Raw genomic sequence first — 13504 nt, forward strand, 5'->3', positions numbered from 1 at the left:
GCGCCACTTCCAGCAACCGGCTGTCGGTCGGATGGGCAATGGCCTTCTCCTGGACCGTGGTGTCGACCGTCACTCGCTCCAGCTCGACGGGCTTGACGGCCTTCATGGCCACGGCCGCCTCGATGGTGGTCTTGAGCAACTGCTCCACGCCGGCTTCACCCAGCACGCGTCGGAAGCGACCGAGCTGCGTGGCGTCGCAGGGCAGCTTGCTCTGGTAGTACTCCATGCCGCTGAAGAGTTGCCAGACCACGTTCTCGCTCCAGCGCTCGACCACGGATTCATCACTCTCGTTGAACGCGTGCTTGAGGTACAGCAGCGAGACCATCAGTCGGATCGGCAGGCGCGGCCGGCCCGCGCGACTGACGCCGCCCGCGGCCACCACCACCGTGGGGCCGAACATGTCCGCGTCGTCACGGGACTTGCCAATGCGCGCCTTGCGGGCGAACAGCGGGGCCAGCGACGCTTCAATCTGCGACCAGGGCATCCGCCGGGCAAGAACGGCAAGCGGATGACGGGGATCCACCATGCCGTCCAGTCGTGCGCGAAAGAAGTCGTCGGTCGCCATCGCCTGTCCTCCAGAACTCCCAGAAATCAATTGCCATTGAATTTGATTCTGGGAGTTCTGACCATCGGCATTCACCCCGCATCGCTAGTGTTCATGCGGGTTGTAGGCGTTTTGCAGGGCCGACTTCGTAGTCACAGCGCATCGCAAGTTCCTGAGCCATCGGCAGCCCGGCTCCTGGCGGAGCGACCTCCCGTCACCAGTCCCGCCCGGTGCGACGCATGATGCTGTACAAAAATACAGATCCTCTCGCTCAGCGCTATGACGATGTGGTTCAGGCGGCGGCGGCCCATATTTGATTCTCGTTTCAGTCAAAGAGTTCACTCTGCCCAGAATGAGAAACAAATTCAGGCAGCCGCCACGGCCGGCGCCTTGCCTGCGCTGATCATCCCCAGCACCTCGTCCTCGTTGACGTCAGCCTGCGCCCCCCTCGACCGGCGACTGCAGCATCGGCGCCGTCCGGCTGATGAAGCTCATCACCGACTCGCCGCCGATCCGGGTCGTCGTCCTCTTCCCAGCGCCGCTCGGCGAGGCGTCACGCTCAGGCGCTTTCCCGTCACGCCGGACGGCTCAATGCTGCAGTCCAGCGCATGCACGGCCGCTCGACGAGGCGATTGGAGAGCCAGGACAACACGACGACGACCGGCGTCATTGACCACACAGCGATCCAATGCTCGAACGGGGACAGCGCTGCCGCAGCTGCAGGCCCGAGAATCAGGCGAAACGTGGCAAAGAGCACGAGGCCATGGAGCAGGTACATGCTGTAGGCGGGCGCACCGAAAGCCACTGACAGCCTCGTCGCCAGTACGCCAAAGAGCGAATTACCACTCGCAACTACAACAAAAAATGCCGTCAGCAGCACTTGTGGCAGCAGGCTGTAGATGCTCTTGAACGCAAACAGCGCCCCCAAAAGGCAGGCAACCGCCAGGATTGCGCCAGCACGGGTGGTGGCCAAGCCCCGTAAGCTATCGTTGCTAAGCGCATGTACAGCAATGATTCCGCCCAGGAACGGCGCCGCGACGACTAGCGAGGGCCGCCAGGATAGGAATAGCAATAGCAGCAACAACGGGGCAAACAACGCTTTCCTGGTTCGTAGCTTACCAGTAGCGACAGCGATCAGCGGCAGCGACAAATAGAACGCCCATTCGTATGCCAGCGACCAGGTAACGCCGGCTAAGACAAGTTTGGTTCGGGGTAGGCCATTGATGTCGGGTTCGTCCAAAAAACTCATGCCAAGCCACTGCCCGACGCTCTGCAGCAATTCAGGGAGTGGTACTCGCAGGACGAATCCGTTTGCCGAGAATGCGATAAGCACCATAAGGCTCAATGCAAGCCAATAGGCGGGCACAAGCCGCATCACACGGGAGATGTACAGCTGACGCCAGTCCACGCATACATCCTTCTCCTTGATCACGCGCCCGTAGAACAGGAAGGCCGTCAGCATGAAGAACAGCGCCACCGCCGCGTGGCCCAGATTGTTGTAGAAGGTTGAAGGCGTAACTTCCCAAGCCCCCCCACTTCGGTAAGCCTGCCAGACGACACTGTGATGTACGAATACGGCGAATGCGAGATATCCGCGCAAGCCATCGAGCGTACGCACATGTTCTGCTGGCTGGCGCTGCGGCCACCATCGATCCAACAGGAATGCACCGCACAACGCCAGCGCCAGCGCCACGAATCCAGGCCAGATTGCGTAGTTCACATCACTCCACAGACACGAGAGTCGATCAATTCCAGCGTACCAAGCAAGGTCTTCCGACCACGGCGCACTGTTAGCCGGCCCCCGTTGAGAGCCGCCTGAAAGCCTTCACAACGGAGCCGCAGGCGCCTTACCCGCGATGATCATCGCCAGCACCTCGTTCTCGGTCACTGCAGCCGTCTGCGTCACCCCGACCAGGCGGCCGTTTTTCATGACCATCAGCCGGTTCGACAGCGCGAACACGTCCGGCATGTCGTGCGTGACCAGCAAGATGCCCACCCCCTCGGCCGCCAGGCGGCGGATGAGGTCGTGCACCATCGCCGTCTCGCTGGGGCCCAGCGCCGCGCAGGGCTCGTCCATGATGAGCACGCGGGCCTTGAACTGCAGCGCCCGCGCAATCGCGACGACCTGACGCTGCCCCCCGGACAGCGACTGCACCGGCTCGGCGATGTTCTTGAAGTTGGGGTTCAGCCGGGCGAACAGCGGCACGGCGGCGGCGCGCATGGCGGCATCGTCCAGCAGGCCGAAGCGGGTGCGCAACTCGCGCCCAAGGAACAGGTTGGCGACTGAGTCGAGGTTGTCGGCCAGGGCCAGCTTCTGGTGGATGGTCTCGATGCCCGCCGCACGTGAATCGGCGGGGCTGGCGAACTTCGCCGGACTGCCGTTCAGCAGCAGCTCGCCGCCGTCAAACGGCAGCGCGCCGGCCAGCATCTGCATCAGCGTGGACTTGCCCGCGCCGTTGTGGCCCAGCACCGCCAGCACCTCACCGGGCGCCAGGCTCAGGGACACGCCATCGACCGCGTGCACGCCGCCGAACGATTTGCGCGCACCGCGAACTTCCAGCAACGCATTCATTTCTGCACCACGCGATCGAACACCACGGCGGCCACCAGCACCTGGCCCAGTACCACCATGCGCCAGCCAATGGACACATCGGTCAGCAGCAGGCCGCTGTCGATGCTCTGGATGATGAGCGCGCCCAGCACCGTGCCCGCCACGCTGCCGCTGCCGCCCGCGAGCGACACGCCGCCGATGACGGCCGCGGCGATGACGGTGAGCTCCATGCCCGTGCCCATCGAGTTGGTGCCGGCATTCAGACGCGCCATGGCCACCACTGCCGCCAGCGCGACAAGCGCAGCCAGCAGCAGGTTCAGCTGGATCATCACGCGCCGGACCGGGATGCCTGCGAGCCGCGCCGCATCGGGGTTGCCGCCGATGGCATAGACGTAGCGGCCGAAGCGCGTGTGCCTGGCGATGAAGCCGAGCACGATCACGACTGCGGCCCAGATCACGAGCGGCAGCGGCAAGCCCTGGCCCTGCTCCTGGCCCTCGATCCTGTAGGCGTTGAACACCGCGACAACCGCGATCACCGCCAGCGTGCCCAGCACGCCGGAGATGAGACCGGCCTTGCCGTCCGGCGTGCCACCGGCACGCACCAGCGCCCGGCGCTGCACGAGCTGCCACCCCCAGATCAACGCGATGAGCGCTGCCCCGAGCAACCAGCTGCCGCGCTCACCGAGCGACCCGTCCAGCCCGCCGCCCAGCGCCAGCAGCCCGGGCTCGGTGACCGGCTGCGTCTTGCCGTCGGCGATCAGGAAGGCCGCGCCGCGCAAGGACACCAGACCGCCCAGCGTGACGACGAAGGACGGGATGCCGATGACCGCCGACAGCCAGCCTTGAAACAAGCCGATCAACAGCGCAAAGGCCAGCCCAGCCAGCAGCGAGGCGCCGACCGACCAGCCCTGCGTGTACTGCAGCCAAGCCATCAGCACGCCGACGGCGCCCAGCAGCGAGCCCACGGCCAGGTCGATCTGACGCGCCACGATGATGAGCGCCATGCCGCTGGCGACGATGCCGACCACCGCCGTCTGCTGCGCGATGTTGTAGAGGTTCTCCGCCGTCAGGAAGCTGCCGGTGAGCGCATGAAAGCCGATGGCGATGGCCACCAGCACGGCCGCCATGACGGCGAGCCGCTGGGTCTGGGCGTTCATCGGGGGCCTTACTTGCAGGCGGCCGGCGCCTTGGCGGCGTCCACACCCTTGCAGACCACGGCCTTGGGCACCCAGCCGGCGCTGATGACGTCGCCCAGGTTGGCTTGCGTGATGGCCACGGGCGAGAGGAACTTGGCCTGCAGGCTGACCTTGCGCTCGCCGCCGGCCCAGGGCGCGGCACCCGGCACCTTCTGGCCGCTGGCCAGTCGCACAGCGGCAGCGGCCGCTTCCTTGCCGAGCGTACGCGAGTCCTTCCAGACGGTCACGGTCTGCGTGCCCAGGGCCACGCGGTTCAGCGCGGCGTGGTCGGCGTCCTGGCCGCTGACGGGCACGCCCTTGATGCCCTTGCCGGCCAGCGCGGCGATGGCGCCGCCGGCGGTGCCATCGTTGCTGGCGACGACCGCGTCCACCCCACCCTTGAGCTTGGTGAGGATCTGCTCCATGTTCTTCTGCGCCACCTCGGGCTTCCAGCCGTCGGTGTATTCCTCGGCGACGATCTTGACATCGCCCTTCTTCACCGCCTCGGCCAGCGCATCTTGCTGGCCGGCGCGCAGGAAGTCGGCATTGGGGTCACTGGGCGAGCCCTTGATCATCACGTAGCGGCCCTGCGGCTTGGCGGCCAGCACGGCCTTGGCCTGCAGGCGGCCGACCTCGCGGTTGTCGAAGGTCAGGTAGAAGACTTCGGGCGCTTCGATGAGGCGGTCGTAGGCGACGACCGGCACCTTGCGCGCTTTGGCCTTGTTCAGCGCGGGTTGGATCGCGTCCTTGTCCATCGCCAGGATGATGAGCACCTTGGCGCCCTTGGCCAGCAGGGACTCGACGTCGCCGATCTGCTTCTCCGGCGAGCCGCCGGCATCGGCGCTCACGTAGCTGGCGCCCAGGCGGGCCAGCTCGGCCTTGATGGCGGCCTCGTCGGTCTTCCAGCGCTCTTCCTGGAAGTTGGACCAGCTCACGCCCACCACGGGGCCGGCAGCCAACGCTGTCATCGAGGCCAGAGAACCCATCACCAGCGTTGCCGCTGCCCACATCTGCTGTCTGCGCATCTTGTCTCCATCGCCCGTGATTGAAGGTCTAGGCCGGGCGGCGGATTCTAGGAACGCAGGACGCAAAAAAGCGACCCTCGCGGGTCGCCTTTCGACACCTTGAAACCGCTTTGTTTCAGCGGCCGGCCAGCACGGGCGTGCGGCGGATGTTGGGCTGCGGGAAATCCCCCAGCTCGCGGGCCGCGTTCTCGCCATGGTCGGCGGCCAGCGCGGCGGCGGACTTCTCGCTGCGCACCTCGGTCGGCTTGACGGTCAGCACGGCCTGGCGCGGCAGCGCGCCCGCGGCGACGGGCGTCACCTTGGCAGGGCTCGCGATGTCGACACCGGCTTCGCCGCGGATGCGATCCAGCTCGCCGCTGCTGCGGGCGGCCACCAGCTCGGCAATGACTTGCTCACGGGTCAGCGGCTTGGCCTCCGCCGCCTGGGCGGAGGCGCTGCCGGCAGCGATCAGCAGGGCAGCGGCAAGGGTGGCATTCACGGTGGCGAACAGTGTGTTCATGGCGGGCTCCTTCAGGGCTTGGCAGGTGCGTCCTGCCTCGGGTCAGTCGGACACCGCGACCGCGTTGTCCATGCCCTGCACTGTAGGGAGCCAATCTCAGTAGAAACACCAGGGCAGCCGGAACTGACTATTCACGCAACGTAAACAGTTGAGCGAGAGTCGCCGCTGTTATGCCCGATTTTCCAAGCATCAACGGTGCTGGAACTGCGGCGCCCGCTTGGCGAGAAAGGCTTCCATGCCCTCACGCTGATCGTGGCTGCCGAACAGCGCGTGGAAGTAGCGCCGCTCCACAGCCACGCCGTCGCGCAGCGGGGTCTGGTAGGCCAGGTTGACGAGCTCCTTGACCAGCGCCACCGACGGCGCGCTGAAGCCGTTGATGGTCTCCGCCGCCGCCAGCGCCTCGTCGATCAGCGTGGCCGCGGGCACCACACGCGACACCAGCCCGGCGCGCTCGGCCTCGGCAGCATCCATCATGCGGGCGGTCAGCAGCATGTCCATGGCTTTGCTTTTGCCAATGGAGCGCGGCAGGCGCTGCGTGCCGCCGGCGCCGGGCACCACGCCCAGCTTGATCTCCGGCTGGCCGAACCTGGCCGTGTCGGCCGCGATGATGAAGTCGCACATCATGGCCAGCTCGCAGCCGCCACCCAGCGCGAAACCTGCCACCGCCGCGATGACGGGCTTGCGCACCTGCAGGATGGTTTCCCAGTTCTTGGACAGCAGGCCGCTCTTGAACGCGCTGGCGAAGGTGTGCGGCAGCATGGTCGGGATGTCCGCCCCGGCCGCGAACGCCCGATCGGAACCCGTCAGCACGATGCAACCGATGCCGTCATCGGCGTCGAAGGCCAGCAGCGCCTCGCCCAGCTCGTCCATCAGCGGGTCGTTCAGCGCATTCAGGGCCTTGGGGCGGTTCAGCGTGATCAGCGCGGTCTTGCGCGGGCCGTCGCCATGCACGGCGGTCAGGATGCATTCGTAGGTCATGGGCTCAGCCTCCGGGGGATGTCGTTGGGGGATTCTGGCGCCGCCTGCAGGGGTGCGCTCTTGAGCGTGAGGTCGATGACCGTCTCGGCGCTCTGGCGGATGAGCAGGCGCACCGGCAGGTATTGCAGCGCCGGCGCTACCCACAGCTCGGCCGCCAGGTCGCCTCCGACCACCGGCTGCGTGGGCCGCAGGTGCCAGCTGACGAGCGGCCCCATCGGCGTGTCCACCACGGCCTCGCCCACCACCTCGTACTGCCAGGCGTACTGCCGGCGCGGCAGCACCAGCGGGAACTCGACCCGGCGCCCCGCCTGCAGCGCCTCGCGGCCGGTCAGGAACAGCCAGGTCAGTTGCACGAACTGGCTGGCCGAGTCTTGCGCGCCGCGCGCCAGCGGCTGGCGCACGCCATGGGCCAGCTGCACCTCAGCGCCGAGGAAGAAGACGCTGGCGCGCGAGCCGTCCAGCAGCAGGCGCTTCTCCTCCTCGTCATAGCGCTGCGGCGCGATGCCGTCCGGCGTGAGCTGCCCCTGGCTGCTGATGCGCCGCGTGAAGAAGGGCGCGAAGCTCGGGCCGGCGCTGACATCCAGGTGCACCTGATACGCCGCCCCCTGGCGCAGCCACTCCACCTGCGCCTGGCCATGGATGGGGCCGCCACGGAAGCTGCCGGTCATCGCATAGCTCAACCGCGTGGACAGCGGCCACTCGGGGCCGGGCTCATCGCTGACCGGGCCGGACGCAGCCACAGCAGCCGGCATGACGGGGCCAACGGGCGCGGAGGGCGCGGAGGCCGCGTCCGCCGCGCTGGCCACCACAGGCGCTGAAGCGGCGGGGGCAGGCGGCGGGGGCAGGTCTTGCGAGGGCCCATCGTCCACGGGCGACCGGGTCGCCGGCACGCGAACGGGCACCGGCGGCGCAGTGGCCACACGCCGCGCCGGCGGCGGCAGCTGCAGCTGCATCTCCTGTACGAACTCGACCTGCAGGCGGCGCGGCATGGGCGGCCCGTCGTCGCGCCAGCCGTCCTGAATGCGCTGCAGCTCGTGGCCCAGCAGCAGGTGCAGGGTCAGCACGGCCAGCACCAGCACGGCCGGCGGCCGCGCGGTCTTCACGCCGCCGAGGCGCCCAGCCAGCGCTGGCGGCGGGCATGCTCGCCGTCGGCCGGCGCCAGCGCCACGGCTGCCGGGCCCGGCGGCGGCAACACGACGGTCAGCTCGACGAGGCGCTGGTCGCGGCTCACGAGCAGGCGCAGCGTCGCCTCCTGCGGCGGCAGCAGCGCGGTGGCGTCGTCCAGCCGGCGCAGCCGCCATCCGTTGCAGCCCAGCAGCTCGTCCCGGGCGTTGACGCCCCCGGCCTCGGCAGGGGCACCGGCCAGCACGTGGCTGACCTGGATGCCGGTCAGCGCCCCCTCGCGCACCCGCAGGCCCAAGCGCTGGGCCACCGTCTGCCGGCCTTCATCGCGCCAGGCCACACCGTAGCCGGCGAGCAGCTCGCGCAGCGGCAATTCGTCGGTGCCATGCACCCAGGCCTGCAGTTGCCCGGCAAGCGCGTCGCCGCCCAGCGCGGCCACGGCCGCCAGGATGTCCGCTTCGCTGACAGGCCCGCCGCCATGCACGCGCCACAGCTGGCGCATCAGCAGGTCGAGGTTGGCATTGCGCTCACGCAGGCTCAGGTCCAGGCACAGCGCCACCAGAGCGCCTTGCGCGTAGTAGTTGCTCGTCGTGTTGGGGCTGTTCTCGTCGGGCCGGTAGTACTTGGTCCAGGCCTCGAAGCTGGCGCTGCTGAGCGGCTGCACCCGGCGCCCCGGCGTCGCCAGCACGCCATTGACGGACGCCGCCAGCAGCTTCAGGTAGCGGCCTTCGTCCACCAGACCGGCGCGGCTAAGAAACAGCTCGTCGTAGTAGCTCGTGAAACCCTCGAAGAACCACAACAGCTCGGTGTAGTTTTCACGCTGGTAGTCGAAGCGGACGAACTCAGCGGGCCGCAGCCGCTTGACGTTCCAGGCGTGAAAGTATTCGTGGCTGAACAGGCCCAGCAGCCGCGCGTAGGGCTCGCTGGGCGAGGCGCCTTCCTGCGCGGTGGGCAGTTCGCGGCGGGCGCAGATCAGCGCCGTGCTGTCGCGGTGCTCCAGGCCACCGTGCCCATCGTCCACGGCCCACAGCAGGAAGCTGTAGCGCGGGAACGGCGCCGCGCCCCAGAAGGCGATCTGGGCCTCGCAGATGCGCTGCACGTCGGCCAACAGGCGCTGGCCATCGAAGCTGGGCCAGGCACCCGCCACGACGATGCGGTGCGGCACACCCGCCGCGGTGAAATCGCCCTGCCAATGCGCGCCGATCTCGAACGGGTGGTCCAGCAGCTCGTCGTAGTCCGCGGCCTCAAAGCTGTCGGCGTCGGCCCGCATCTCCGTGGCCACACGCCAGCCCTCGGGCACGCCCGTCAGCGCGAGGCGGTGCACCTGAGCCTCGCGCCCATGCGCGCGCAGGCACAGGCTGCTGGGGTTGAAGAACGCGCGCTCGCTGTCCAGCCAGGCGGTGCGCACCGACGCGTCGAAGGCGTAGACGTCGTAGCTGAGCACCAGTGGCGCGGGGCCGTCGCAGCGCACGCGCCAACTGGCCTTGTCCCGCTGCTCGACAGCCCGGGGCTGCCCGCCCTGGTGGGCGGTCAGGCCGCTCAGGTGCTTCGCGAACTCACGCACCAGGTAGCTTCCCGGAATCCACACCGGCAGGCTGAACGCCTGCTCCGCCGCGGGCGCTGGCAAGGTCAGGGTGACGCGGTAGCGGTGGGCTGCCAGGTCGGCCAGCTCGACGACGTAGCCCGGCCCGGCCATCAGCTGCCCGCCGCGGCCAGGAAGCAGCTCAACGAGGCCACCAGCGTCAGCCGGAAGCGCAAGGTGAGCCAGTCGGCCACGCCCAGCAGCGGGTACAGCCGGCGGTCCATCAGGTAGCAGGCAATCAGCACCGCGCCATGCAATGCCAGGCCGCCGTAGGGCAGCATGAGCACGCCCACCCAGCCCAGCAGTGATGCCGAGATGCCCCAGATCAGTGACGGCCGCAGCGGCAACCCGCGCGCGAAGGACAGGCCCCACTGAATACCGCCCAGGAAGGAGATGATCAGCGCCGCATAGGCAGACAGCGCCAGGCTGACGAAGGCATGGGCCTCCGGGTGGACGACCAGCCAGATCAGCAGGCAACCCAGCACGAAGGGCAACAGCCCGGCATACGCCAGGCGATGGGCCAGTTGGCGGTTATCGACACTCATGGCGTTCAGGACTTACCGGCCGGGGCGGCCAGCAGTTGCAGACGGCGCTCCAACTCGACGGCGCCCACGGCGCCGGGGATGCGGTTGCCATCTTCCAGCAGGATGGCAGGCGTTCCGCTCACGTGGATCTTGCGCGACAGGGCCAGGTTGCGGTCAATGGCCGTGCTGTCGCAGTTGGCGGCGGCCTTGGGCGGCGCCTCGCTGCGGAGCATCCAGCCCTGCCAGGCGCCGATGCGGTCCTTGGCGCACCAAATGGCGCGTGACTTCTCGGGCGAGTCGCCGCCCAGGATGGGCAGCAGGAAGGTGTAGACCGTGACGTCCTTGAGCTCCTGCAGCGAAGCTTCGAAGCGCTTGCAGTAGCCGCAGTTCGGATCGGCGAAGACCGCGACGCGGCGCTTGCCGTTGCCACTCTTCCAGACCACGGCATCCTTGAATGGCAGCGTCGCGAAATCCACCCGGTTGATTTGGTTGACGCGCTCCTCGGTGAGGTTCTTCTTGGCCTTCAAGTCGATCAGCTCACCCTCGATGAGGAAGACGCCGGTCGGGTCCATGTAGCGGATCTCGTTGCCGATGCGGATCTCCCACAGCCCCGGCACCGGCGAGGGCTTCACCTCGTCGATCTTGGGGGCGTTGGGCATGCGTTCGGCGATGGACTTGCGGATGACGGCCTCGTTGGCCAGGGCAGGCAAACAGGCGGCGGCCAGCAAGCCGGTCAGGAGGCGGGCGAGAGGGAACTGCACGATGGGATGAAAAGGGCGTTTGGCTTAGAGCCCGAGCGCGCGATGGGTCAACCAGCGCTTGACGGGAGTGAGTTGATTGAGCGCGTCCAGGCCGCGATTGCGCAGACCATGAGCGGCCGGCGATCCATGCGCGAACAGCCGCTGCAGCGCATCGGTCAGTTCACCCATCGCCAGCGTGGGCGCCAAGCGCTCCCGCGCATAGCGGCGCAGCAGGCGTTCATCGCCCAGCGGCCGCCAGGCTTCGCGCCCGGCCAGCACGCGCGACAGAGCCGCCACATCGGCCAGCCCGAGGTTCAAGCCCTGACCCGCCAACGGATGCACGACGTGGGCAGCATCGCCCAACAAGACCCAGCCGGCGCCGCTGACCGCATCGGCACGGGCCAGCGCCAACGGCCAGGTCGCGCGCTCGCTGCCCAGCGTCAGCAGGCCGGCAGCACCGTCGGTTGCACGATTCAGCTCGTCCTCGAAGTCGGCCGCAGACATGCACTTCAACGCGTCTGCCCGGGCCTGCTCACAAGACCACACCAGCCCATACGACGCCCCGGCCGTCGGCTGCTCGAAAGGCAGCAGTGCCAGCACCTCGCCACCCGGACCGAACCATTGCCGGGCGACGCCTTGGTGCCCGCGGTCGGCACTGACGCGCGCCGCCAGCGCATGGTGGCCGTAGGCCTTGGGCTCGAACTGCACCCCCAGCGCGGAGCGCGCTGCCGACTCGCGCCCCTCGCACAACGCAGTCAATGCGGCCGGCGTGTCGTCCGCCACCACATGCACATGAGGAGAAAAACGCAGGGCCGTCGCGAGTTGCGCATCGAGGGCTGCCGCGTCCACGATGACGGCCAGCTCGCGCAAGCCCTGCTGCCAGGCGGAGAAACTCAGCCGGCCGCCCGCGCGCCCGGCACTCGCATCTCCGTAGACCACCATGTCGTACACGGGGCAGATCGCCGATGCCGGCAAACTGCCCCACACCTTCAACTCGGTCAACAGTTCAACGGACGCGGCGTTGAGCGCGTAGGTGCGCACGTCACCTGTGCGCGACGGCAGGGCGGCACCGGCCATGCCCACCGTCAATCCCTGGGCAGCCAACGCGAGCGCAAGGCTGCTGCCCACGGCACCACGCCCCTTGATCAACACATCCACGCTTTGCATCCGGCGATTGTAGGCAGCGGGGTATGACCGAAAGAGCGGCCTGCAGCATGGCCCGTATGCCCGACTAAAATCACACCCTTCGGCGCCTGCTCAGCTCGGGCGGCCTGCCCTTCCCATCAGAAAGCCCCGCCATGAGCCTCAAATGCGGCATCGTGGGCCTGCCCAACGTCGGCAAGTCCACGCTCTTCAACGCCCTGACCAAAGCCGGCATCGCCGCCGAGAACTACCCGTTCTGCACGATCGAGCCCAACGTCGGCATCGTCGAGCTGCCCGACCCTCGCCTCGCAGCGCTGGCGGACATCGTCAAGCCTGAGCGCGTGCTGCCGGCCGTGGTCGAGTTCGTGGACATCGCCGGCCTCGTCGCTGGCGCCAGCAAGGGTGAAGGCCTTGGCAATCAGTTCCTCTCGCACATCCGCGAGACCGACGCGATCGTCAACGTCGTTCGCTGCTTTGAAGACCCGAACGTGATTCACGTCAACGGCAAGGTCGACCCGATCTCCGACATCGAGGTCATCCAGACCGAACTCTGCCTGGCCGACCTCGGCACCGTCGAGAAGAGCCTGCACCGCTACAACAAGGTCGCTCGCGCTGGCGACAAGGACGCCATCGCGCTGGTGAAGGTGCTGGAGAAGTGCCAGGCATCACTGGATCAGGCCAAGCCGGTCCGCACCATCGACTTCAGCAAGGAAGAACTGGCCATCCTCAAGCCGCTGTGCCTGATCACGGCAAAACCGGCCATGTTCGTGGGCAACGTGTCGGAAGACGGCTTCGAGAACAACCCCTTCCTCGACCGCCTGAAGGAATATGCAGCGGCCCAGAACGGCCCGGTCGTCGCGATCTGCGCCAAGACCGAGGCCGAACTCGCGGAGATGGAGGACGAGGATCGCGCAATGTTCCTGGCCGAGATGGGCCAAGACGAGCCGGGCCTGAACCGACTGATTCGCGCCGCCTTCAAGCTGCTGGGCCTGCAGACCTACTTCACCGCCGGCGTGAAGGAAGTTCGCGCCTGGACCATTCGCATAGGCGACACCGGCCCGCAGGCTGCCGGCGTCATCCACACGGACTTCGAACGCGGCTACATCCGCGCTCAGACCATCGCCTACGACGATTTCATCCAGTACCGCGGCGAGCAAGGCGCCAAGGACGCCGGCAAGATGCGCGCGGAAGGCAAGGAATATGTCGTCAAGGATGGCGACGTGCTGCACTTCCTGTTCAACGTCTGAGCGATATTAATTTGTCAGCTTGACGTGTCAGTTTTTTTTGAACCCGCCCAGGCGGGTTCTTTCATGTCTGAAGCGCGGCCGCCCTTGTGGCGCTACGCAGCGGAGAGCAGCAGAGTCAGCCCCAGATTCGCAAGAATTCCCGCAGCATTCGGCGAAGTGCCGTTGAGAGGGGGATCGATGTTCCCTGAGGAGAGCAACCAGGTGCGATTACCACAAACTCGCGGCCGAAACGAATTCGACACCTTCAGAGGATGCAACGCGCCGCGGCCGACATTGCTGTCACCCATCGATTTGAATTCCCCAAAAGCAAAACCCCCACCAGCTTTAGACTGATGGGGGTTGGCTTTAAATAATAGCCTGACGATGACCTACTT

13 protein-coding genes are annotated in these 13504 nt (G+C 67.3%); 1 reads left to right on the forward strand and 12 read right to left on the reverse strand.

Annotated elements, in window-relative coordinates; all coding sequences use genetic code 11:
- The 12 genes from ACG0Z3_RS22735 to ACG0Z3_RS22790 all read right to left on the reverse strand — a co-directional run.
- The coding region (locus tag ACG0Z3_RS22735; RefSeq protein ID WP_394402218.1) for a transposase at nt 1-565 on the reverse strand (565 nt) is incomplete at its 3' end.
- A gap of 553 nt (nt 566-1118) precedes the next feature.
- Nucleotides 1119-2237, reverse strand: a complete 1119-nt coding sequence (locus ACG0Z3_RS22740; protein ID WP_394402221.1) for an acyltransferase family protein — start codon at nt 2235-2237, stop codon at nt 1119-1121.
- A 132-nt stretch (nt 2238-2369) separates the two neighbouring features.
- The gene (locus ACG0Z3_RS22745) at nt 2370-3116 is read right to left on the reverse strand and encodes an ATP-binding cassette domain-containing protein (RefSeq protein WP_394402224.1); all 747 of its coding nucleotides are present in this window, start codon (nt 3114-3116) and stop codon (nt 2370-2372) included.
- Nucleotides 3113-4252, reverse strand: a complete 1140-nt coding sequence (locus tag ACG0Z3_RS22750; RefSeq protein WP_394402227.1) for a sugar ABC transporter permease — start codon at nt 4250-4252, stop codon at nt 3113-3115. The genes ACG0Z3_RS22745 and ACG0Z3_RS22750 overlap by 4 nt, the downstream gene beginning before the upstream one ends.
- A gap of 8 nt (nt 4253-4260) precedes the next feature.
- Complete coding sequence (locus tag ACG0Z3_RS22755) at nt 4261-5295, reverse strand: substrate-binding domain-containing protein (RefSeq protein WP_394402230.1); 1035 nt, start codon at nt 5293-5295, stop codon at nt 4261-4263.
- Nucleotides 5296-5410: 115 nt separating this feature from the next.
- Nucleotides 5411-5794 (reverse strand): DUF4148 domain-containing protein, encoded by a 384-nt coding sequence (locus ACG0Z3_RS22760; RefSeq protein ID WP_394402233.1) that lies wholly within the window; start codon nt 5792-5794, stop codon nt 5411-5413.
- 189 nt (nt 5795-5983) lie between these two features.
- A complete protein-coding gene (locus ACG0Z3_RS22765) occupies nt 5984-6772 on the reverse strand; it encodes an enoyl-CoA hydratase (RefSeq protein WP_394402236.1) in 789 nt (262 codons plus the stop codon).
- Entirely contained in the window at nt 6769-7875 is a 1107-nt protein-coding gene (locus tag ACG0Z3_RS22770; RefSeq protein ID WP_394402238.1) for a DUF3108 domain-containing protein, read from the reverse strand. The genes ACG0Z3_RS22765 and ACG0Z3_RS22770 overlap by 4 nt, the downstream gene beginning before the upstream one ends.
- Nucleotides 7872-9590: a M61 family metallopeptidase gene (locus tag ACG0Z3_RS22775; protein ID WP_394402241.1), complete on the reverse strand. Its 1719-nt coding sequence runs from the start codon at nt 9588-9590 to the stop codon at nt 7872-7874. The genes ACG0Z3_RS22770 and ACG0Z3_RS22775 overlap by 4 nt, the downstream gene beginning before the upstream one ends.
- The gene (locus ACG0Z3_RS22780; protein WP_394402244.1) at nt 9590-10021 is read right to left on the reverse strand and encodes a DUF3429 domain-containing protein; all 432 of its coding nucleotides are present in this window, start codon (nt 10019-10021) and stop codon (nt 9590-9592) included. Before ACG0Z3_RS22780 ends, ACG0Z3_RS22775 begins: the two co-directional genes overlap by 1 nt.
- Before the next feature lie 5 nt (nt 10022-10026).
- Nucleotides 10027-10761: a DsbC family protein gene (locus tag ACG0Z3_RS22785; RefSeq protein WP_394402247.1), complete on the reverse strand. Its 735-nt coding sequence runs from the start codon at nt 10759-10761 to the stop codon at nt 10027-10029.
- 24 nt (nt 10762-10785) lie between these two features.
- Nucleotides 10786-11907, reverse strand: coding sequence for an FAD-dependent monooxygenase (locus ACG0Z3_RS22790; RefSeq protein WP_394402250.1), 1122 nt, complete (start codon nt 11905-11907; stop codon nt 10786-10788).
- Between the two features lie 131 nt (nt 11908-12038).
- Here ACG0Z3_RS22790 and ychF point away from each other — a divergent pair, with 131 nt between their 5' ends.
- A complete protein-coding gene (gene ychF, locus ACG0Z3_RS22795) occupies nt 12039-13130 on the forward strand; it encodes a redox-regulated ATPase YchF (protein WP_394402255.1) in 1092 nt (363 codons plus the stop codon).
- Nucleotides 13131-13504 lie beyond the last annotated feature (374 nt).

This window comes from Pelomonas margarita, assembly GCF_043555875.1.
Lineage (GTDB): Bacteria > Pseudomonadota > Gammaproteobacteria > Burkholderiales > Burkholderiaceae_C > Pelomonas > Pelomonas margarita.